Here is a 23,904-nt window from a genome sequence, read left to right as displayed (position 1 = left end):
TTGCGTCACGCTCAGCGGCGCGATCGAGCTGTCATTCACATCGTCTTGACCCGACTGAATCGCTACATCGTAGTGATGAGGTCCACTGTCGGCGTCACGTGCGTCACGGTCCGCCGTGGTCCCCCGATCTCCGAAGCAGTCGGCCGATCTCGGCGAGCGGTCCTGGGTCTGCCATCTCGGAGTGGGTGGTCTCGATGTGGTGCACGGTGACGACGCCGTCGGTGTACTCACGCCAGGCGTCCACGACGTCCGGGTGCCGGTTCAGGTCCCGGGCCGCCACGAACAGGTCGATGTCGCCGTCGAACACGCGGGGGCTGTGGGTCGACGCGATCATCTCGAGTCGCTCGATCACGGCGCGGATCTCGCGCAGTCGCTCGACGCTCACGTACTCGCCGAACTGCGCGATCAGCTCGTCCTCGCTCAGGGTTTCCGGTTCGGGTGGCTGATGCTGCGGCAGAAGCGTGTCGAGAAGTGCCGGCGATGCCACGTCGTGGCCGGCTTCGCGGAGCTGGACGGCCATTTCGTGGGCGATGGTGCCGCCGAGCGACCAGCCCAGCAGATGGTAAGGGCCCTCCGGTTGGACGACGCGGATCGCGTCGACATACCGCGCGGCCAGCTCCGGCAGCGTCTCGGGGAGATTCGGCACTCCGGTCGCCTGCAGTCCGAACAGCGGACGGTCGCCGACGTGATCCGCGAGACCGCTGAAGCACCAGGCCAATCCGCTGAGCGGGTGCACACAGAACAGGGGCGCTCCCGCACCGGTGGAACGGAGTTCCACGAGGGTGTCGAAGAAGCTCTCGAGCCGTGCTCCGTCTTCTATCCGCGCGGCCAGTCGCTGCACTGTGGGGTCGGTGAAGATCCACTCGATGGGCACGTCGCGTTCCAGCCGGCGGCGCAGTTCGGTCGCCACCGAGGCGGCGCCCATCGACGTGCCTCCCAGGGTGAAGAAGGCTTCGTCGGCGGGGACGTCGGCGACGCCCAGCACCTCCGCGAAGACCGCCGCAACCGCCTCTTCGAGTTCGCCTGCGGGCAACGCGGATTCGGCCGGGACGGCCGTCGGCGCCGGAAGTGCGGCGCGGTCGAGTTTGCCGGACGGCAGCAGCGGCATCGCGTCCACGACCGTCACCGAGGACGGCACCAGGTGCCGGGGTAGCCGGCCGCGCGCGAAGTCGATGACCGACCTGGGCGTCAGATCCTCGGCGCCCCCGACGTAGGACGCCAGAACGGTGTCCGTCGAGTTCGGCACCGCGATCGTTGTCGCGAATTCAACTCCGGGGTGCCCGCGCAGCACGGCGTCGACCTCGGCAGGCTCGACCCGGATTCCGCGAATCTTCACCTGGGAGTCGCTGCGACCCAGGTACTCCAGCTCACCGTTCGGGTTACGCCGCACGATATCGCCGGTGCGATACAGCCGCTCCCCTGGTTTCCCGTAGGGATGCGCGACGAATTGTCCTGCTGTGAGGTCACTTCGACCCACATATCCACGCGCGATGCCGCTACCGGCCAGATACAGTTCGCCCGTCACCCCGTCAGGCACGGGATGAAGGCGCGAATCGAGAACGAACACGGCGTTACCGTCCAGGGGGCTCCCGATCGTGATGGGACGTCCGGGTTCGAGGGGGCCCGAAACGGACGCGTCGATGGTGAACTCGGTGGGGCCGTAGGCGTTGAACAGTCGGTGCCGCCGCGCCCAGCAATCGGCAAGTTCGGCCGGCAGTGCTTCTCCCCCGACGACGACGGTGGACGGCGGGAGGCTCTCCGGGTCGAGTGAGGCCAGCACGGTCGGTGTGGCGGTGACGTGAGTGATCTTCTGCGACACCAGGAAATCAGCCAACTCGTCGCCCGCATAGGTGAATGCGGGTGCTACCACGAGCGCACCGCCTGACGACGCCGCCCACAGCATCTCGAACACCGAAACATCGAAAGTCGGGGAGGTCAACTGCAGAACCCGCACAGCCTCGCCGTCCTGCGCGGCCGAATCGTATGCAGGGGTGGCGAGCAGGGTCGTGAGTCCGCGGTGTGGAACGACGACGCCCTTGGGCCGGCCCGTCGACCCCGACGTGTAGATCACGTACGCGGGGTTGTCCACGTCGGGTGTCATTGGATCCGCGTCACCCGAGGGCTGCTCGTCGAGCCGCAGCCAGTCGACGGATCGAGGCAGATCTCCGATGCCGTCGACCGTCAACCCGAGCACGGCGCCCGAGTCTTTCAGCATCCAGTCGAGCCGCTCCGCAGGATGAGTCGAATCCAGCGACATCCACGCCGCACCGGCCTTGGTCACCGACCACACCGCCACCATCCAGTGCCAGCCGCGGGTGGTCGCCACCGCGACGACGTCCTCCGGCCCGACATTGCGTGCCGCCAGCGCGCGAGCCCAGCGGTCCGACACCTCGTCGAGTTCGCGGTAGGTCCACTGCGTGTCACCGTCAGTCAGTGCGACGGCGGACGGGGTTGCGCGAACCCGGGTTTCGAGGATGTCGCCGAGCGTCCGCGGCGTGGCCACGGGCCGGGGCCCCTGCTCGAGTTGGGCGCGTTCGGCGTCGTCGAGGATCTCGAGGTCCCCGACAGCTGCCGCGGGGTCGGTCAGGGCGGCCTCGAGGACCGCACCGAACCGTCGCAGGAGCGTCAGCGCCGTCTGCCTCTCGAACAGGTCGGTGGCGTAGTCGAGTCGCACCGTCATGGCCTCGGCGGCGTCGGTCACATCCCACACGAGGTCGAACTCCGTCGCCTGCACGTCGGGATGGTGCTCGTCCGTGCCGAGGAACAGCTGCGGGAAGTCCACGGCGCGCTGATACGTCAGCATCACCTGGAACAGCGGGTTGTACGCCGCGGACCGTTGCGGGGCGAGGTGCGCCACGACGTCGTCGAACGGGACGTCGGCGTGCGCGAGTGCGTCGAGGTCGACGGTGCGGACGTCCGCGAGAAAGTCCTCGAACGATTGCGCCGGTGCGACCGCGGTGCGCAGCGCTACGGTGCCGACGAACATGCCCACCACGGCGTCGAGCGCCGGGTCCGGACGGCCGCCGACCGCCGTGCCCACCACCACGTCGGACTGTCCGCTCATGCGTGCCAGAAGAACCGCGAGAGCTGCGTGGAGCACCATGAACACGGTCGTTCCGCGGCTGCGTGCCGCTGCGACGACCCGCTCCCGCAGGTCGTCCTCGAACGTCCACTCCACGCTCGCCCCGATGCGGCTGGGGAGTTCCGGCCGGGGACGATCGGTCGGCAGCGCGAGCGGTGCCCCCACTCCGGAGAGCACGTGCGCCCAGTGCTCGAGCTGGGCACGAGCCAGGCTGTCGGGTTCGGAGGCCGCCCCGAGCAGTTCGCGCATCCAGAGGGCGTAGTCGGCGTAGTCCACGGCCAGTGGCACCCACTGCGGGGCCGTGCCATCCGCGCGGCACCGGTAGGCCGTATCGAGATCGGCGAGCAGCGGTCCCATCGAACCGCCGTCCAACGCGATGTGGTGAACCACGACACCGAGGGCGTAGTCGCCGGTGTCGTTGCGCCACAGCTTCACCCGCACAGGGGTCTCGGCGGTGAGGTCGAACGGCCGAGCGCTCCACGTGTCGACGGAGAAGTCCGCTTCGGCAGTGAGGTCCTCGGACACGGACTCGACAGGCATCACCTGTTGGTACGGACCTTCGGCGTCATCGGGGAAGACGGTGCGCAACACCGAATGCCGCTGCAGCACGTCCCGCATTGCCAGTCGGAGCGCGTCGACGTCGACGTCACTCCCGACCCGCGTGACGAAAACCATGTTGTGCAGGGCGGTATCGGGGGTCACCCGACTGAGCAGCCACATGCGTTGCTGCGCGGGAGCCAGCGGCACCCGCGCCCCGCTCGGGCGTGGGACGAGCACCGGCCGCGGCGCTCCCGACGAGGGGGCTCCCAACCACCGAGCGAGCGACGAAGGGCTCGGGTTCTCGAACAACACACGCACCGGGACATCGATTCCGAACGTCGCAGACAGACGAGCTGTCACCGCGGTCGCCGACAGCGAATCGCCGCCGGCTTCGAAGAAGTTGTGACCCGCACCTATCCGAGTGGAGCCGAGAACGTCGGCGAACACGCCGGCCACCATCTCCTCGACCGCGGTGCGAGGCGGTGTGACGATCACGTCGTCGTCCCAGGCCGCCAACGCCGCGACGTCGAGTTTGCCGTTGGCGGTGAGAGGCAACCTGTCCATCGTGACGATCCGGGGCGGCACCAGGTACGAGGGCAGGCGGCCGGTGAGCTGCTGTCGCAGAGCGCGGGAGTCGATGTGCGTTCCGGCGACGAAGGCGACGAGGTCGTGTCGCTGCACGGACACGGCGGCCTGCTCGACGCCGTGCAGTTCCAGCAACGCCGCCTCCACCTGCGCCGGTTCGATGCGCATGCCGCGCAGCTTGACCTGGCGGTCGACCCGGCCGATGAAGGCGAGGGTGCCGTGGGCCCGTCGGTGCACCACGTCACCGGTCCGGTACATGCGGGTGCCGTCCGCCGCCGCGACGAACCGCTCCGCCGTCCGGTCGGGTGCACCGAGGTAGCCCTGGGCGAGTCCGGGTCCGGCGAGGTAGAGCTCACCGACACCGCCGACGGGGACGGCCCGCAACCGGGTGTCGAGCACGAACGCCGTGGTTCCGGGGATCGGCGCGCCGATCGTCACCGCACCGCCCGCGGACGCCGGGTCGATCTCGGTCAACGTCGCGACCACCGTCGACTCGGTCGGACCGTAGGCGTTGAGCAGAAGTCGCCCGGCACTCCACGTCGCGGCCAGTTCCGAGCTCAGAGTCTCGCCTCCGACACCCACGACGCGCACCGACTCGAGCCCGCGCGGGTCGAGCGTGGCGAGGACGGACGGCGTGGAGAGGTAGTGCGTGACACGCTGATCGACGAGGAGCCGATGCAACTCGGCACCCGCGAAGACATCGGCGGGCGCCACCACCAGGCAGGCCCCCGACCCGAAGGCGAGCAGCATCTCCAGCAACGCGGCGTCGAAGGCCGGGTTGTAGCCGTGCAGTACACGGTCGTCGGGGCCCACCCGGTACCGCCGCACCACCTCGGCCGTGAGCGGCCCCAATCCGCGGTGCGTGACGGCAACGGCCTTGGGCGTGCCCGTGGAGCCCGAGGTGTGGATCACGTACGCCACGGCCTGTGCGCACTTCTGGTAGCCCTGGCCACCGAAACCGCTCACGGGGCTGAACGCCGCACCGGTCTTGGCGACGGCCCAGAGTTCGACCACGAAGTCCGACGACCGCGGCAGGTCGATCGGAACGACAACGCCCGGTGCGACGCCGAGTGCTGCGAGCTCGCGCGCCCGTGCATCGGAACGCTCGTCCAGCTCGCGGTAGGTCAACGTGACGTCGCCGTCGGTGAGTGCAGCATTGCCGGGGTACGTGGCGGCGGTGGCCGTCAGGATCTCGGCCAGGGTGCGCTCACCTGCAGGTTGCGTACCGACGAGGGGCTCGGCTCCGGGCATCGCGAGGTCGCCGACCGCCACGCCGGGATCGGCGCAGATCGCCCCGAGTACCCGTCCGAGGTGGGTCACCACGGCCTGCACGGTCGCACGGTCGAATTGGTCGGCCGAGTACACCGCGGCACCGCGAATCCCCGCGGGGGCACCGTCATCGGATGTCTCGGTGAGCGTTAGGTGGAGGTCGAATTTCGCTGTTCCGGTGTCGTATTCCTCGGCCGTCACCGTCATGCCCGCGGCCTCGATAGTCGGGATCTGCAGGTTCTGCAATGCCAGCGCCACCTGCGGGGTCCGGCCGCCGAGCAGCCCCGCCACCACCTCGAACGGCACATCGGCGTGCTCGAATGCGTCGACGTCGAAGTCCCGAACCTGGGCGAGGAGCCCGGTGAACGGCATGTCGGGTTGGACCTGAGCCCGCAGCGCGAGAGTGTTCACGAACATGCCCACCAGGGAATCGAGCACTCGTTCCCCGCGCCCGGCAACGGCCGTGGCGACGACGACGTCGGGCTGGGCGCCGTGCCTCGACAGCACCACGGACAGCGCCGCGTGCAGCACCATGAACGGTGTCGCGTGGTGCTGTGCGGCCAGGTGGTGCACGGCCTGCTGCACGCCCTCTGACACCTCGAAGTCGACGACACCGGCGCGCTGCGACGTGCTCGTCGGTCGATCCGACGGGAGTGGCGCCGTGCTGTCGACACCGTCCAGCGCTCGACGCCAGTGCTCGACCCTGCGCTGCCCGTAATCGCCGTCCAGCAGCTCCCGCTCCCACACGGCGTAGTCGGCGTACTGCAGCGGCAGCGGATCACCCTGCGGGGCAATCCCGGAGGAGTGCGCGGCGTAGGCGCTCAGCACATCGGAGACGAGCGGGGTCAGCGACCATCCGTCGGCGGCGATGTGATGGATGTTCACGGCCAGCACGTGACACCGCGGGTGCAGGCGCAACAGTGCAACGCGGATGGGCCGGTCCCGGGTCAGGTCGAATCCGCGGGATGCGAACTGCTGCATGAACTCGGCGGGATCGTCCACGTCGACCGGATTCAGGTCGAGCGCGACGGGGTCGAGGATCTCCTGGTAGGGATGCCCGTCCACGGGGTACCGCGTCCGCAGCGTCTCGTGCCGCCGGATCACGTCCTCGAATGCCGCGGTCAGTGCGTCGACGTCGAGCGCGCCGTCCATCCGCACGGTGGCGGGCAGATTGTATGTCGGCGACTCGGAATCGGCGCGGTTCAGCACCCACATGCGGTACTGGCTGCGGGACAACGGAATGCGGTCCGGGCGGGGGCGTGCGACAAGGGCGGGGCGCAGGTCCGTTTCGGGGACCGCGTCGTCGAGCGCTTCGGCCAGTTCGGCAACGGTGGGGTGCGTGAACAGTGTTCGCAGCGGCACCACGTGACCCACGGAGTCGGTGAGCCGCGCCGTGAGCTGCGTGGCCAGGAGGGAGTTGCCTCCCGCGTCGAAGAAGTGCGTCCCGCGGCCGATGTTCTCGCTGCCGAGGACGTCCGCAAACACTCGTGCCACCGCGCGTTCGGTGTCGGTGTTCGGCGGTTCGTTCTCGGCGACCGCGAGTTCCGGCATCGGCAGCGACCGCAGGTCGAGTTTGCCGTTCACGGTGGGCGGCGCGGCGTCGAGCACCACCACGGCGGTCGGCACCAGGTATGCCGGCAAGGATTCGGCCAGGCGTCGCCGCAGATCGTGGGTGTCGATGTGGCCGTTCGGCAGCACGTAGGACACCAGCATCTCGGTGCCGGCGTCGGTGGTGCGCACGACGGTGCCGGCGAACACGACGTCGGCGAGCCGGGCTATCACGCTGTCGATCTCCGCCGGCTCGATGCGCACTCCCCGCATCTTGATCTGGGAGTCGTTGCGGCCCAGGTACTCGAGCTCGTATCCGGCGGCGGTCTTCCGCCAGCACACCAGGTCACCGGTGCGGTATAGGCGTGTGCCGTCTTCGGCCGCGATGAACCGCTCCGCCGTCAGCCCCGGCTGGTCCGCGTATCCGCGGGCCAGCCCGCTGCCCGCCAGATACAGCTCCCCGGACACGCCGGGAGGCACCGGACGCAACCGGTCGTCGAGTACCACTGCGGACACACCGTGCACGGGTGCGCCGATCGTGACCGGCTCCCCCACCACGAGCGGCCCGGTGCTGAGCGCGTACATGGTGGTCTCGGCGGGGCCGTACGCGTTGTACAGGCGACGCCCGGCCGCCCAGCGGTTCACCAGTTCGCTGCCGAGCCGTTCACCGCCCACCATCAGCATCTGCAGATCCGGAAGTTCCCGTTCGCCGAGGGTGGCGAGGATCGTCGGCGTCATGCACGCGTGCGTGATGCGGTCGCGTTCCATCAGGTCGGCGAGGGGCGGACCGGCGTATTCGGCGTCCGACGCGATCACCAGCGTGGCTCCCGACGCCCCGGCCACCAGGACCTCGAGCAGCGTCATGTCGAATCCTGCCGCTCCGCGGTGCAGCATCCGGGAGCCGGGACCGGCCGCGTACCGCTCGCGCAGGTCGGCGTCGAGTGCGGCCAGACCGCCGTGCGTCACCACAACGCCCTTGGGTGTGCCCGTCGTTCCCGAGGTGTACACGACGTACGCTGCCTCGGACGTGAGCGGCACGGCGTGGTCCGACACACTGTGCCACTCACGTGCGGTGTACGGGGTGCGCACGGGGTCGAAAAGCACTGGTGCCGCGCCGGTCTTCGCGATGGCCCAGAGTCGCACCACCGAGTCCACCGACCTCGACTCGGCCCACGGAACCAGACTTCCGGGTCCTGCACCATTCTCGGTGAGTTCACCTGCGACGACGTCGGAGCGAGCGTCCAGCTCGCGGTAGGTGAGTTCGACGCCCCCACCGGATACCGCGACGGCGTCCGGCGCGAGGGTGACGCCGCGGGTCAGGATGGACCGCAGGGTCGACGGCTCCGGGGCACCTGGGCCGACGGCGGGCACCAGTACGGCGCGCTCCGCGGCATCGAACAGGTCGATATCCCCCACCGGAAGTTGAGGGTCCGCGCTGACGGCCTCGAGGAACCGCACCAGCCGCGACGCGAATTGCTCGACCGACGAATGGTCGTACAGGTCTGCGTCGTAACCGAAGTCGAGGTGCATACGCCCGCCGGGGCCGGACTCGGTGACCGTCAGTTGCAGGTCGAAATTTGCCCGGTCCGCCACGTCACCGACGGGTGTCACCGTCAGCCCGGGCAGCGTGACCTGACCGATTCGGCTCCGCTGCATCGACAGCGCGACCTGGAACAGCGGGTGATGGGACGTCGAGCGCGCCGGGTTCAGCAGCTCGACCAGAGTCTCGAACGGCATGTCGGCGTGCGTGTAGGCGGCGATGTCCCGTTCGTGGACGTGGGCAAGCAACTCCGCGAAGGTCGCCGTCGGGTCCACCGCGGTGCGCAGTACGAGGGTGCCGGCGAACATCCCCACCATGTCGTCGAGTTGCGGATCGGTGCGGCCGGCGACAGCGGTGCCGATCGGTACGTCACGGCTGCCGCTGTATCGCGAGAGGACAGCGGCCAGCGCGGCGTGCAGCACCATGAACGTGGTGGCTCGACCGTTGCGGGCCAGTGTGTTCAGCGCGTCGTGCAGCTGTTCGTCGAGTTCGACGCCGACCGTGCCGGCGTGACCGGACGCCGCGGATGCGCGCGGATGGTCGGCAGGCAGCGTGACCTGCTCGGGTAGGTCTGCGAGGGTGCCGAGCCAGTACTGCTGCAGGGTGTCGGCGGACACGTCGTCGAGGACGGCCCGTTGCCACACGCTGTAGTCGCTGTACTGCACCGGCAGTGGAAGCCACTCGGGGCTGCCGCCGTCGAGCCGCGCCTGGTACGCCGTCATCGTGTCGCGGATCAGCGGGGTCAGCGACCACGCGTCGGCGGCGATGTGATGCACCACGAGCGCGAGCACGTGCGATTCGGGCCCGACGCGGTACAGCCGCGACCGGACGGGTGCGTCGACAGACACGTCGAATCCGCTGTCGACGAACGCCCGAAGGTGCGCGTCGACTGCGTCCTCGGGCAGCGCGATCGGGGTCAGGTCCAGCGGGACGTCGCCCGCGTCGAGCACGACCTGGTGCACGCCGTCGGCATCGGAGGGGTACACGGTGCGCAGGGTGTGGTGCCGTTCGATCAGGTCGTGGGCTGCGGACGCCAGGGCGTGCACATCCAGATCCCCGTCGAGACGCACGACGAGCGGAAGGTTGTATCCCGATGCCCCGGTGTCGAATTGGTTGACGAACCACATCCGTTGCTGCGCCGGCGAGAGCGGGACGCGACCGTCGCTCGACGCGGGCCGCAGCGGCGGACGTCGACGCTCGCCGCCGGAACGCTCCTCGATCCGGGACGCCAATTCGGCGACGGTGGGCGCTTCGAACACGTCCTTCACCGTCACGTCGATGTCGAAGACGGCGCTCACCCGCGCGGAGACTCGGGTGGCGAGCAGCGAGTTGCCGCCGAGGTCGAAGAAGTTGTGCCGCGTCCCCACCTCGGCGCCGCCGAGCACTTCGGCGAACACGTCGGCCACCACGTCTTCGATGGGAGTGTGGGTGCCCTGCGCGTCCTCGAGCAGGATGCCGGGATCGGGGAGGGCGTTGCGGTCGACCTTTCCGTTGACGGTCAACGGAATTGCCGGAACATGCACCAGTGCGCCGGGCACCATGTGGTCGGGCAGGACCGTCCGCAGGTGCTGGGTCAGGCTGGGCTGATCGGCGTCGGCCACCACGTATGCGACGAGCTGCTTTCCGACAGCCGTGTCGCGGAGGAGCACCACCGCTCGTTCGACGTCGGGATGCCGAAGGAGTGCGGCCTCGATCTCGCCGGGTTCGATCCGGTATCCGCGCAACTCGACCTGGGCGTCGGCGCGTCCCACATAGTCCAGGCGGCCGCCGCTGCGGTACCGAACCAGATCACCGGATCGGTACATCACGGTGCCGTCGACGAATGGGTTCGCGACGAACCGTTCCGCGGTCAGCGCGGGACGGTGCAGGTATCCGGAGGAGACCTGGGCCCCCGCCACATACAGCTCCCCCACGCCGCCCGGTGGTACCGGTCGCAGCGCGGAATCGAGCACGTACGTCAGCACACCCGGTAGCGCGCGGCCGATGGTCGCTGATGCATCGGGCGTCGAGGGGTCGAGTTCGGAGCGGGTGACGTGCACGGTCGTTTCCGTGATGCCGTACATGTTGATGGCACGCACTGCGGGATGCCGTTCGAGCCACGGCCACACGGGTGTCGGGTCGAGTGCTTCGCCGCCGAAGATCAGCAGCCGCACGGCCAGATCCGCGTCCTCGTCGACCTCTGCCAGCTGACCGAACGCGGACGGCGTCTGATTGAGGACGGTGACGCCCTCACGGACCAGCACGTCCTGGAACTCACGGGGTGAACGCGCCAGGAAGTGGTCGACGAGAACCAGTCGGCCACCGGTGGTGAGGGCACCCCACATCTCCCACACGGAGAAGTCGAAGGCAGGTGAGTGGAACATCGTCCACACATCGTCCGGCCCGAACCCGAACTCGTTCCGCGTATTCGCCAGCAACGACAGCACATTGGCGTGCGTCACCAGCACACCCTTCGGCCGGCCGGTCGACCCGGACGTGTAGATCACATATGCACTTCGTGCTCGTGAGTACTTATTAACCGCCCGTGGGTAAGAAGTACTCACGGGGGGCGCAGCCGCATCGGCGATCACCGCCACCGGCTTCGCGTCGTCCAGCAGGTACTGGATGCGCTCCGCCGGGTACTGCGGGTCGACGGGCAGGTAGACGGCGCCGGCGCGCACCACTCCAATGATCGCGGCTATCAGATCCGGCGACTGCGCCAACGCGACGGCCACGATGTCGCCGGCGACGACGCCCGCCGCGCTCAACGACCTCGCGACCGCCGCTGACCGTTCGTCCAGTTCGGCGTACGTCAGCGTCTCGTCTCCAAACGTGACTGCCACCGCGTCCGGGCGGCCGGCCACCTGCCTGAGGAACAACTCGTGCAGTGACGCGACGTCGGGCTCCACCCCGGGGTTGCCAGCCGTCGCTTCGGCCCACTCGTCCGCAGTGAGCACGTCGACTGCGCCCACCGGGGCGTCGCCTTCGACCGCTGCGAAGGCGCTGAGAAATTCGACGAACCGCGACAACAGCCGGTCGAGTTCCTCTTCTTCGTAGCGGCCGGGGTTGGCTTCGAAGTCGACGCGCACGGTGCGACCGTCCACCGACGGGTACAGGTTGAGCGACAGGTCGTCGGCAACCCCCGTCGTCAGTACGTTGAACTCGCCCACGAGTTCGCCGAGCACGATCTCGCGATGGAAGTTCATGATGTTGACGGTCGGGCCGAACCCGTGGCGCGACGGTTGGACGCGGCCTTCCCACATGTCCTCGTGGCGGTACCGCTGACGACGCAACGCCCCGGTGAGTTCGAGTTGAACCTTCCGAACCAGTTCCTCCACGCTCTCGCCCGGATCGAGATGAACCCGGAGGGGCACGATGTTCGCCATCATTCCCGTCGAACGGCGCGCGGACGCAGTGGTTCGAGCCGAAACAGGAAGGCTCAGTACCACGTCGGTTGCGGCGGTCATTCGTCCCAGATATGCGGCGAACGCGGCCACGATCACGGGAACCTCGGACGAGTTCCACGCGCGCGCCAGTGCCTCGATCCGGCTCGCGACGCCAGCATCCATGACACGGCTGGACACCCGAGGCGGCGACGTCGGTCGCGCGTGCCGATCCGTCAACCGGACAGGTTCGGGCAGTTCAGCGGTCCGCTCCGCCCAGTATTCGCGATCGCGGAGGTACCGGTCGGTGGTCCGGTATTCACTCTCCGCGTCGTGCAGCGCGAGCATGCTCATGGCCTTGGACTGCGGCGCCTCGGTGCCGCTGACGAGATGGGTGTACAGCTCCGCTACACGGTTCATCAGCACCATGGCGCCGTATGCGTCCATCACCAGGTGGTGGGTGCGGGAGAACCAGTAGTAGTGGTCGTGGCCGAGGTGCAGCAGGGTGGCGGAGATCAACCGGTCGGCCATCAGGTCGAGTGGCCGACTGTATTCGTCCGTCATCCAGCGGTGCGCCTCGGCGACCGGATCCGCGTGATCCCGCAGATCCCGATAGACGAGGGCATCCTCGATGCTCTGATCGACCACCTGATGGGGCTCACCGGCCACATCGACGAGGCGGACCACAGCGGACTCCAACTCGCGACAACCGCGATCGGTAGCCGACACGAGAAGGTCGTAGTCGAGCCGTCCGCGTACCTCGACGAATTGGGCGATATTGAAGGGCACGTCGGGGTCGAGTTGCTGAGCGAACCACAGCGCTTGTTGCGCACGCGAAAGCGGAAAGGGTCTCACTTCCGCCACCCCGCCCTCACAGGGCCCTGACACACATTTGTCCCGCCACTCAGCCGTACCTCGAAAGTTATGAGGCAGCGCCTCGACGGGACTTACATCGTGGGCGCCTCGTGGTTCGTTACGTGGGCTAGACAATACTGGGCAAATCACCCGCCCTCCACACGAGGGGCGGCGGTGAGCGATACGTCACGATAATCTCTCCACACCCTCAGACAGGAGCCGAGCAGCAATGGACGACAACGTCACGGGCCCGTCGGGTTTCGGCACGTCAGGCCCGGACAATCCCGGCTCGGACGACCGAGCTCGGGCGGCGGACAGCGACCCGGTTCGACGTGTCCGTAAACGCCGGACACACCAACCCCAGGTGCGGTCGCATCGCTTGCGGCGCCGCGTGATCATCGGGGGCTCGGTGGCCGTGGTGGTCGTCGTCGCCTTCGGCGCGTGGTTGGGCTTCACCGCCCGCGAGGCGCAGGCGAACCTCGAGGAAGCACGCAGTCATGCGCAGCTCGCCAAGGACGCCCTGCTGGACGGCAACACCGCGGACGCCCAGCGGTCAGCGGCCGACGCCGACAAGTACGCGTCGCGGGCCTACGAGAACACGCACTCGATCCCGTGGAGCATCACCGCCGCCGTCCCCGTTCTCGGTAGCCCGCTAGCAACTTCTCAGCAGATCTCCGAGGTCGTGCGGGGGCTCACACACGACGTCTTGACTCCTGCCGTGGACGCCGGAAGCACCCTTGCCCCGGATCAGCTGATCCAGAGCGGTGGCCGCGTCAACGTGCAGTCGCTGCGGAACGCCGTCCCGGTGCTCGATCAGACATCCGTTGCCGCCCAATCACTGTCGGATCAGGCACAAACCATCGACGAGGCCACCTACCTCGACGTGGTGAACGAGGCGCGCACGGCGTTGCAGGATCAGACGGCCGAGCTGTCGAATCTGCTGAGCAACACCGCGATCGCCGCGAAGGTGGTGCCGGCGATGCTCGGTGGGGACGGGCCGCGGAACTATTTCCTCGGATTCCAGACGAACGCCGAGGCGCGTGGAACCGGCGGCCTGCTGGGTGGATTCGGCATCGTTCGCGCCAACGACGGCGGCGCCAAGGTTGACACGCTCGCCTCGAACTCGGAGTTGTCACTGGCCAAGCAACCGCTCGATCTCGGTCCCGAGTTCGAGGCTCGCTACGGCGCCAGCCGGCCCACCACCGACTTCCGGAACAGCAACCTCAGCTCGCACTTCCCGTATGCCGCACAGATCTGGAAGTCGCTGTGGGCGCAGGAGTCCGGCGAACAGGTGGACGGAGTCGTCGCGACCGATCCTGTCGCACTCAGCTATGTTCTCGGTGCCATCGGCCCGGTCACGATGCCGGACGGCGAGGTGCTCACCAAGGACAACGTTGTGGAGCTCACCGAATCGACCGCGTACGTGCGATTCGCCGATGACAACAAGGCCCGCAAGCAGTACTTGCAGACTGTCGCAGCACGAGTGGTCGACAAGATGACCGGCAAGATCTCGTCCCCGCAGGCCCTGCTCGACGCGCTGGGCAAGGCCGCCGGCGAGGGTCGCATCGCGGTGTGGAGCGCAGACCCCGTCCTCCAACAGGTGCTTTCGACTACCAAGGTCGGCAATATCGTTCCGGACGATGCGGCGCCATATGCGGGGGTCGTGGTGAACAACCAGGGCGGAAACAAGCTCGACTACTACCTGTCGCGTGAGATCGAGTACGCGGCCGACACTTGTGTCGACGACACCCGATCGTCGACCGTCACCGTGCGCCTGACCAACAACACACCTGCCGACGAGTTCCCCGACTACGTTGCGGGGTTGTTCGAGAACGTCGGCAATGTCGCGAAGGGCACGAACGCCGTCGACCTGTCGTTGCTCGCCACCCGCGGGGCGACGCTCGGCAAGGTGACCGTCAACGGCGCCCAGCAGTTCGTCTTCACCGGCACCGAACTCGGTCACCCCGTCTTCAACGTCCGAGCGATGATTCCTCGGGGCAAGACGACCGCGGTGAAGTTCGAGCTCACCGAGCCCACCGCCCCTGGCGAGGCCCGGGTTCCGGTGCAGCCGTTGGTCGATTCGCCGAACATCACGGTCGACGTGCCGAATTGCGGTAGCTGATCGTTTCGGATGCCGCCGCTACTGCGGGTTGGCGTCGGGCGGCGGTATCTGGACGGTGTTCTCCGTTTCGACGGACTGCACACCGGGCACGGATTCGAGCACGGCGCATTCCTCTTCTCCGACTGCGCCGGAGATGATTCCGATGGTGTCGTGCACCTGATCGACACGCATTCCGCGGAGTCGCAGCGCCGCGCCGACCGCTTCGATGTTGTCGAGGTGGTCGGCGTCGACGGTGACGGTGATCCCGATCATGCCGGTGCCTGAATCAATCCCGATCCGACGTCGAGGGAGGGCAGCATGAGCCTCCGGGCCTGCTGGGTGAGGACGGCCCACAGTTCGGTTCCGGTGCGTCCGGTTGCCTCACACCACAGCGCGGCGATGCCCGCGACGTGTGGGGCCGCCATGCTCGTCCCGCTCTTCGCGCCGTACCGCGTGGGCACGGGGACGGTCGAGAACACGCCCACCCCGGGCCCCGCCACATCGATCTGCCCGCCGATGACAGGGTTGCTGCGGGCCGAGAAGTTGCCCAGCCCCAGTGTCGAGTCGAGTGCTGCGACAGCCATGATCGACGGACTGTTCGCGGGTGGACCGACGAATCCCATGTTCCCTGCCGCGCGATTGGCGTTGTTGCCCGCTGCCGCGACGATCAGCGACCCCGAGGCCAGCGCCCGGCTGCCCACCGTCTCGTACGCAACCGACACCGCCTCGACGTTCGCCCCGAGGGACATCGAGATGACCTGGCAGCCGTTGACGATCGCCCATTCGATACCGGCGAGAATGCTGCGGTCGGCTCCGCGTCCCTGATCGGACAACACCTTGCCGACGAAGATGTCCGCCTTGTGGGCGACTCCGTAGCGGCGGGTGCCGCTCGGGGACTTGGGGCCGCACGCGGTTCCGACGCAGTGCGTGCCGTGACTGTGCCCGTCTTGCGGGCCGGCACCCGGCACGAACGACTGGGCGGTGATGGCGCGGCCTTCGAAATCCGGATGCGTCAGATCGAGGCCGGTGTCCAGGACGGCAACCTTGACGCCGAAGCCACCGCACGCCGAGGCGGTGACATTCGTTGCCTGCAGTCCCCACGTGAGCTCGGAGGTGTCGCTGAAGCTCGCCGCTTCGGCCTGCACGCGAGGATCGGTGCCGATCGAGAGGGCATAGTGCATCAGCTCGGGCTCGACGGAGAGCACGGGGCCATCGGTGGCCGCGGCCGCCTGCAGTGCCGCCAGTTGGTCGGGATCGACGGTGACCACCGCAATCCCCAGTTCGTCGAACACGACGGCGTCGGATGCCTGAGTCTCGGACAGGTCTACCGCGCTGGATTCGAATTCGGTGCTGCGTGCGACGTTCGACAGCCCTGCAACGGTGCGCAGTGTCTGCCCAGCGTCCGTTCGGTTGCCGCCTTCGGTGAACACGACGACGTGGCTGCCTGTGACTTCAGGCTCGGAGGGGGCGGCGAGTGTGTTGTCGCCGTCGTTGTCGCTGTATGAATTTCCGTGTGATATCACGATGTAGTCCTTGGCTGCGATGAGTGAGTTTCGAGTGACGTGCTGCGCCGGGGTGGCGCTCGTCGGACGTTCTCCACGGTCCGGCACGTGGTCCCGAATTCCGCGAGTGGCGCGCTACCCGAATTTTGCGCGGGCCGAGCTGTCGGGGTGAGTAGTTCGGTTCACGCGACCGCAGACATTGTGTGATACCAGTCGACGACGACTGACCGCACGCCGATCGATGCGATCATCGTCCGGATCGGACCGTCCAGGCACAGCTGGCTATCGACGTGCCGAGCATCGGAGCACCCGCAGATGCTCGGTGCGGTCCGCAACCCGATCAGGATCTCCGGAGAAGATTCGAATCGACTGCCCTCGATGAGGAGTGCTTCCTCGTCGACGACGCGGACCGCGACGTCGTGTCGGTCGGCCACGTCGCCGACGATCAGTGCAAGGTAGTCGACGTCGTCGTCGCGGGTGGCGATCAGTCGCGCCGTGCCCGCTCCCACCGGTACGACTTCGTCCAACACCAGGACAGCGGATTCGACTTCGTCGAGTTCGACTCGTCTCGCTGTCCAACTGAAGAAGGGCTCCGGCCGCGCGGTCATGACATGCTCCTGTAGTTCGACGCAACAACTTTCCGCGGTACCCATTCAGCGTGGCCGGGATGTCGGCTAATCTCGCGAGTAGCGTCCTACCCGATCGTGCGGGACACGCCTCCGGTCGATCTCGAAACCGAACTCGTGCCCGTGTCTTCCTACTCAACCCATCGAAGTCTCTGGAGTACTGCGGCCTAAAGCGGCTCCAAGGTTGTATTGCACTGCTTCGCTGGATAACTCGCGTCCAATTCTCGACTCGGCGCTGTCACCAGTGGCGCGAGAATCTAGAATCAGACCTATGGGTCCGGTGTGGCCTTTGATTCAGCGGCAAGTCGAGTTCGACGCGATCACCGCGTCGCTCACGACTCGGTCCGGGGGATGCGGTGTCGTCCTCACGGGCGATCCCGGCGTCGGCAAGACCACTCTCGCAAGGTTCGCCACCGAGTCGTTGCCACGTGACGTGAAATGGGTGGCGGGCACCGAATCGGCGCGAAGCATCCCGTTAGGTGTGTTCGCCCATCTGGTCGGGGCATCCACCTCCCGGGATCCGGTCGCCTTTCTGTCCGCGGCGCGGCAGGCGCTCCTCGACGACGGCCACAGTGGCCACGTGGTGATCGGTGTCGACGACGCGCACCTCCTCGATCAGCTCTCGGCGACATTCCTTCATCAGCTTGCCCTCGACCGGGCTGTGCACATCGTCGCCACCGTTCGCAACGGCGAGACCGTGCCCGACGCGATCACGTCGTTGTGGAAGGACGGTCACCTCCTGCGGCTCGAACTGGCGCCGTTCAGCCGGCAACAGAGCATCGAGTTGATCGAGTCCGTGCTGGACGGCCCCCTCGAGGGGCTGAGTGCGGACATGATCTGGGAGGCGTCCGGCGGGAACGCGTTGTTCGTCCGGCATCTGGTGGAGGGCGCTCTCGAAGCGGGGACGCTGCGCCGCTCCGGTGGCGTCTGGCAGTTACGGGGGCGTGCCGCCATCACGTCCGAACTCGCTTCCCTGCTGGAGCACCGGATCGATCAGATTCCCCACGACGTGTTGCAGGCGTTGCAGCTCCTCACTTTCTGCGAGCCGCTCGATCTGGATACCCTCGGTCAGCTCGCCGGTGAGGACGCGGTGGAGCAGGCCGAGCGACGCGGCCTTGTCAGAATCGTCGAGGATGGACACCGGCTCGACGTCCGCTATACGCATCCGCTGTTCGGTGAGGTGATTCGACGACGGGTGGGGCGCGCGGCGGGCCGACGGCTCCGGGGACAGCTCGTGGAGGCGCTGAGCAGCCGGGCCGTGGTCGGATCCTCCAATCGAATTCGCCTGGCAGAGTTGGCGCTCGACAGCGACCGGTCGGTCGAACCCGATCTGTTGGTCAACGCTGCCGAGGACGCGATCGGTTTGGCGAATGTTCCTCTGGGGGAACGACTCGCGCGCGCGGCACTCGACCAGACCGGCAGCTTCGAGGCGGCCGACCTCCTGGCCCGTGCTCTGCTGTGGCAGGGGCACGCCACGGAGGCCGAATCGTTGCTGCTGTCCTTTTCGCCCGACAGCCTGGACCAGGTGCAGCTGGTGCGCTGGGGTACGTCGCGGATCGCAAACCTGTTCTGGGCGAGCGGCGAGTCGGAGAAGGCCGACGAGGTCCTCGCGGTTCTCCGCGAGAAGGTCACGCATCCCAGTCTCGTTCCGATCATCGAGGGCATCGGCTCGGTGTGCGCGGTGTTCGAGAATCGGCCCGAGGAAGCAGCCGCGGCGGCGAAGGCGATTCTGGCCGCCGACCGAGTACTGCCATGGGCGATCGAGTGGGCGTACTTCGGTGGCGGGTTGTCCCTGGCACTCATGGGGCGCGGCGCCCAAGTGCCGGAACTGGCGGCACGCAGCGCTGCGGTGGCCGATCAGATCGACGGGTTGCTTCGGTTCCCTGCCGCGCACGGCGAGATCCTCGCGTTGACCCTCACCGGACAGTTCACCCCGGCGCAGCGCCGGGCCGAGGAGTACCTCTCGTTGGCGTCGAGCGGCCGATACGTTGCGTGGGGGCTCGCGAACATCCTGGTGGGAACCGTGGAACTTGCCCGCGGTCGGTTCACCGACGCCGCGGGTCGACTAGAACAGGCGATCGCCGCCCTCAACGTCGGCGATACTGCCGATGCGATCTCGTGGAGTTTCCCCGCCTACATCGTCCTCGGTCAGGCGTATGCGGAACTCGGTCGCATTCACGAGGCGGACGGGATCATCACCGCGGCGCAGGCTCGGAACGGCCGGCACGTTGCCGTGTTCGGGCCCCAACTCATGATGTCGCAGGCGTGGCTCGCCGCAGCGCAAGGTGAAACCTCGCGGGCCGTCGACCTATCGCGGTCGGCGGCAGAGTGCGCTTATAAATCAGGACAGTTCGGCATCGAGGCGGTCGCGCTTCACCTTGCCACCCGGTTCGGCGACACGACTACCGCTACGCGGCTCGCAGAGTTGGCCGACATCTGCGACGGCGAGCTTGTGGACATCGTTGCGCGGTATGCGGCGGCAGTCGCGGCCGTAAACGGATGCGGTGTGGCTTCGGCAGCAGCCGAGTTCGAGAGGATCGGTGCCTTGCCGGATGCCGCTGACGCGTACGCTCGGGCGGCGATCGCGTTTACGCATGCCGGAGACAAGCGGCGTTCGATCGAGTGCGCTGCGGCGGCCGAAGCCCTCTCGGCCCGATGCGATCACATGTCGTCACCCGCTCTGGTGGAGGCCGCACATCCACTCCCCCTCACGAGCCGTGAGCGGGAGGTGGGGTCGATGGTTGCGGCCGGCCTGTCGAGTCGGCAGATCGCCGAGCGGTTGTTCGTCTCGGTGCGGACCGTGGAGGGTCATATCTACCGTGCGTCCATGAAGCTCGATGTCACCGACCGTAAAGGATTTGCGCAGGCGATGGGGACGACGGTTCACGCCGACCGAACCACCGGCGTCGTCCGCACCTGGAGCGACGCCGAGGGCTGGGGCGTGATCGATTCCGACACAGCCCCGGGTGGCGCGTGGACGCACGTCAGCAACATCGCCGGCTCGGGGCATCGTTCGCTGACGCCGGGACAGCACGTGACGTTCGAGCCCGAGATGTTGGTCGGCAGAACGCAGGACGGCTACCGCTACCGTGCACTGGACGTCCGGAATGTGGAGTAGAGCTGCGCGTCGGACACCTTCATCCAAGGGAATGGAGAACGCAGCATCGCCCCTGGAGGATTACCTTTGACGAAGCCGACCGTTTGGCAGATGTAGAGTTAGTCCAGGTGGGCGACGCTCGAGTCGTACCCGCCGGACGGCCGCATCACGATTTGCCACCTGGGTTCGCTGACACGACTACTGCAGCTCGTCTCGCCGGGAATCGGCCGACATCTGCGAAGGCATTTGTCGAGTTGGGGCCCGGCATGCCGCCGCAGTGCAGTCGGGAAACGTGTGCGATGGGCATCGGCAGCAGCGAGTTCGAAAGAATCGGCCCCCTGCCCGATGCCGCTGATGCATATGCTCGGCAGCGATTGCCTGTACGCAAGCTGGGGGCGAACGGCGTTCTAGCGATTGTGCTGCCACGGCCGAGGCTCTGTCCGCCCTATGCGATCAGATGTCCTCCCCCGCTCTCGTGGAGGCAGCCCATCACTTCCCCTGACGAGTCGTGAACGTGAGTTGGGGTGCATGGTTGCGGCAGGTAGTCGAACCGGCAGATCGCGGGTGGGTTGTTCGTGTCGGCGTGGACGGTGGAGGGTCATTTCTTCCGTGCGCGCATGAAGCTCGATGTCGCCGATCGCAGTGGGCTTGCCGAGTCGATGGGCACCACGGTTCGCTGGCGTCGTGCCCGGACTCTGGGCACGACGACATGCCGGCTCTGCAACAGGAATCGTCCTGTTGCAGAGTCGGCAATGTGTGCGGCGCCCTCGAGTCAGGACGCTCGGGGCCGACCCCGGTTGTGTGCCGGTATCGGCTGTCGTTCCCAGTCGACCTGCCTGGGCGGGATGAATGTGGGGTGCCGGTCGGCTCCCATTTCTATTTCCCACTCACTGTGGTGGAGCAGTCGGTGGTGGAATCCGCAGAGCAGCACGAGGTTGCCCATGTCGGAGGGTCCTCCTTCGGACCAGTGGACGATGTGGTGACCTTCGCACCAGGACGGCGGCGCACCGCATCCGGGGAACGCACATCCCCGATCCCTCGCCACCAACGCTTTTCGCTGCCTTTTCGTGACGGTCCGGGTGGAAATACCGAGATCGAGTGGCGCCCCGTTCTCGTCGAGCACGATCGGCGTGTAGATCGAGTCGCAGCTGAGGAGCCGGGCTGCTTTGATGCTCAGTGGCCCCATCCACTCGGTCCATGCGACTCCGTCGACGGCGAAGAGTGAGTCGTCCGGTGAGGCGGCGGCATCCTGCTCTGCTCGTGCACTGCAGTCGGTGTGGTCGGTTAGATCGCGAAGGCTGACGTGGAGGGAGACGTGTGGTCGTTCTCCGCCTTCTTCGCCGGCGATCCCGGAGTCGAGGTAACGGCGAAGGAGTTCGGTGAATCCGTCGGCCCGTCGCTGTTCGGGGGTGCGGCTGTCTTTGGTTCCGGCCTGCGCGGGCCGGGGCTTGGACAGTCCGGAGAGCGCCGAGAGCAGCATCTCGCCGGTGACGGCGTCCAGGTCGCCTCTGACAGCGACGCGTCCGTTGAGCGTTTTGGAGGCGTGGAACTCGTTGAGTTCGGTGTCTTCACTGGGCGGCGGGTCGTCGGATTCGAAGGCGCGTTCCAGTCTGGCGATGACGGCGCGCACTGCATCCGTGTTCGCGGTGGGACCGGTTGCGGCGAACAGCAAAGCATTTCGGCAATCATCCATCGCTTCGGGTGGCATGCCCTTGGGCGGCCGTTCGCAGAACTTCATGATCAGCGCAGCATGCTCCGCCGAAATGTTCGTATCGAAGTACTCGTCCGCGATCTCCGGTTGGAGACGCAAACCTCGGCCCAACAGCACGATTCGTCCCGCCGCACCTACCTCGAGCAACGTCTTGGAGGCCAGCCACATCTTGGCGTTCGGAAACCCCAGCACATCGACCTTGCAGCGGTGGTCGACGGCACCGACGAGCTTGACGCGCAAGGCTTCGAGTCGCTGAATCTCTTCCGAGATACGAACCACTGAGTCGAGCAACTCCGCCTCGGCCAGACGCCACGCATCACCGACCGCGGTCGCGAGAATCTCATCCGACAACGCCCCCTGGATATCTCCCCCGAGCCCCATGTTCGAATCTTACTTCGAACACTTGTTCGAGTCAATGGCGAGCGCAAACTCGGCCATTCCATCACGCGCCAAGGGACAATGGCGGCATGACAACTACCGGGGTCGTCCGTAGCTGGAACATCGAGGAGATGCAGGGCATCATCGATTCTGACGAAACTCCGGGCGGGTGCTGGACGTTGTTCCACAGCGTGGCGGTCGAGGGCTTTCCCGCGCTACGCGAGGGCCAGCAAGTGGAGTTCGAGTGGAACGCGCTCGACAACCCGATGAACGGCTGTAACTTCGCCACGACTCGCGCGTGGCCCGCGGGCAGCGAACCATACGTCGCGCCACCGTCGGACAGCCCCTACTCGTCTCACATGTGGCTCACCTTTCCCGATGGCACGGCGAGGGAGCTCACAGAAGCGGACCTCCCTCCTGTGCCCCCACGCATCCCCGCCGACCGCACTACTGGGATCGTGCGCACCTGGAGCGACGAAGAGGGTTGGGGCGTAATCGATTCCGAGGCCAGACCGGGTGGCGCGTGGGCGCATTTCAGCAACGTCGCCGGCTCGGGCTTTCGTTCGCTGACGCCAGGACATCAGGTGACATTCGAGCCCGAGACGATGGTGGGCGGAACGCAGGACGGCTACCACTACCGCGCACTAGACGTTCGGAAGGTGGAGTAGAGCGGCCTCGGACCACCTCCTCGGGGAACTAGCAGCATTGCCACCATCAGGGCCTTATCCCACCTCTCCGATCCGCCGCTGATCGGTGTCTGGTCGACGCAGAACGCCCGGTTTAGGATCAACGCGTGGTGGATGTGAAGCAGGTCTTCCTGGGGTTCCGTGCCACCGTCAGCACGTCGCGCCAGTCACCTGCCGCCTAATGCGACTGCGTCAGCAGATCCCGGAGGCGTCATCACGTACAGTGAACGACATGAGTGGTTGCCATTCGGCGACGTGAACGTAAGGTACTTGCCGGCCGATCCCCATCATTCCACTCAGGGCTGCGCCGATCCGCCGGGCTAGATCAAGAATTTTGGCGGGGTGGAGGTGCGGAACGAAACCCCGTGGGGCAAGATTTCGCCTATGAAGTTGGATCGCATTAAGTTTCGTGCACTCAAGTCGCTGAAAGGCCCGGTAGTCGCAGCACGTGCTGCCGGGTGCACAGTCGGCCAAGGGTGCCGCCTCTACTCAGACATCAGCACGAACGAACCCTGGCTCGTGTCGATCGGCGACCGAGTCACGATTAGCTCGGGAGTCAACTTCGTCACGCACGACGGCAGCGGTTGGCTTCACCGAGATGAGAAGGGGCGCCGTTACCGAATCGCTCCGATCGAGATTGGGTCCGATGTATTCGTAGGACTTGGAGCCACAATCATGCCCGGCGTCAAGATCGGCGATCGGTGCGTCGTGGGTTCGGGCTCCGTGGTCACAAAGTCCATTCCCAGTGGTCACGTGGTAGCAGGCAACCCAGCGCGGATCGTCACCACCTGGAAAGACTTCATCGCCCGCGTCGACAAGTGGCCGACTGAATCCGACATGGTCGGTGACAACCGCCGAGACCAGGTCGACTCAATCACAGAGAAGGAGTTCCGACCCTTCATGAGCACTGACGCTGTGCAGGACTAATAGGAGCCCCGGACGGGCCGGTGCCTTGTCCTACCCGCTTAATCACCGAGCCTGTCAGTGGCTAAACAGGGTTCGGAGACAGTGTCGCTGCCCTT

9 protein-coding genes are annotated in these 23,904 nt (G+C 66.9%); 4 read left to right on the top strand and 5 right to left on the bottom strand.

Going from position 1 to position 23,904, the window contains the following annotated elements:
- Window positions 1-103: 103 nt before the first annotated feature.
- Window positions 104-12,781 carry a non-ribosomal peptide synthetase gene (locus QM693_RS06445; protein ID WP_283351772.1) on the bottom strand — a complete coding sequence of 4,226 codons (12,678 nt, stop codon included), beginning with the start codon at window positions 12,779-12,781 and terminating at the stop codon, window positions 104-106.
- A gap of 229 nt (window positions 12,782-13,010) precedes the next feature.
- On the opposite strand from QM693_RS06445, the gene QM693_RS06440 reads away from it, so the two are divergent.
- Window positions 13,011-14,903 carry a DUF4012 domain-containing protein gene (locus QM693_RS06440; protein ID WP_283351771.1) on the top strand — a complete coding sequence of 631 codons (1,893 nt, stop codon included), beginning with the start codon at window positions 13,011-13,013 and terminating at the stop codon, window positions 14,901-14,903.
- A gap of 18 nt (window positions 14,904-14,921) precedes the next feature.
- Here QM693_RS06440 and QM693_RS06435 read toward each other — a convergent pair whose 3' ends face one another.
- The 3 genes from QM693_RS06435 to QM693_RS06425 all read right to left on the bottom strand — a co-directional run bounded on the left by QM693_RS06435 (window position 14,922) and on the right by QM693_RS06425 (window position 16,992).
- A complete protein-coding gene (locus QM693_RS06435) occupies window positions 14,922-15,155 on the bottom strand; it encodes a hypothetical protein (protein WP_283351770.1) in 234 nt (77 codons plus the stop codon).
- Complete coding sequence (locus tag QM693_RS06430; RefSeq protein ID WP_283351769.1) at window positions 15,152-16,405, bottom strand: S8 family serine peptidase; 1,254 nt, start codon at window positions 16,403-16,405, stop codon at window positions 15,152-15,154. The genes QM693_RS06435 and QM693_RS06430 overlap by 4 nt, the downstream gene beginning before the upstream one ends.
- Window positions 16,406-16,566: 161 nt before the next feature.
- Entirely contained in the window at window positions 16,567-16,992 is a 426-nt protein-coding gene (locus QM693_RS06425) for a hypothetical protein (RefSeq protein WP_061042699.1), read from the bottom strand.
- 289 nt (window positions 16,993-17,281) lie between these two features.
- Between QM693_RS06425 and QM693_RS06420 the strand changes: the two genes are divergently transcribed.
- On the top strand, window positions 17,282-20,128 hold the full coding sequence (locus QM693_RS06420; protein WP_283351768.1) for a LuxR C-terminal-related transcriptional regulator: 2,847 nt from the start codon (window positions 17,282-17,284) through the stop codon (window positions 20,126-20,128).
- A 751-nt stretch (window positions 20,129-20,879) separates the two neighbouring features.
- Here QM693_RS06420 and QM693_RS06415 read toward each other — a convergent pair.
- Window positions 20,880-22,199 carry an HNH endonuclease signature motif containing protein gene (locus QM693_RS06415; RefSeq protein ID WP_283351767.1) on the bottom strand — a complete coding sequence of 440 codons (1,320 nt, stop codon included), beginning with the start codon at window positions 22,197-22,199 and terminating at the stop codon, window positions 20,880-20,882.
- Between the two features lie 86 nt (window positions 22,200-22,285).
- Here QM693_RS06415 and QM693_RS06410 point away from each other — a divergent pair, with 86 nt between their 5' ends.
- Window positions 22,286-22,864: a cold-shock protein gene (locus QM693_RS06410; RefSeq protein ID WP_283351766.1), complete on the top strand. Its 579-nt coding sequence runs from the start codon at window positions 22,286-22,288 to the stop codon at window positions 22,862-22,864.
- Window positions 22,865-23,266: 402 nt separating this feature from the next.
- The gene (locus QM693_RS06405) at window positions 23,267-23,809 is read left to right on the top strand and encodes an acyltransferase (RefSeq protein WP_283351765.1); all 543 of its coding nucleotides are present in this window, start codon (window positions 23,267-23,269) and stop codon (window positions 23,807-23,809) included.
- Window positions 23,810-23,904: the final 95 nt, after the last annotated feature.

The sequence above is a fragment of the Rhodococcus sp. IEGM 1305 genome (genome assembly GCF_030058635.1).
GTDB lineage: Bacteria > Actinomycetota > Actinomycetes > Mycobacteriales > Mycobacteriaceae > Rhodococcus_F > Rhodococcus_F opacus_D.
The sequence above is the reverse complement of the archived record's forward strand: the minus strand, read 5'-3'. Positions and strand labels throughout refer to the sequence as shown.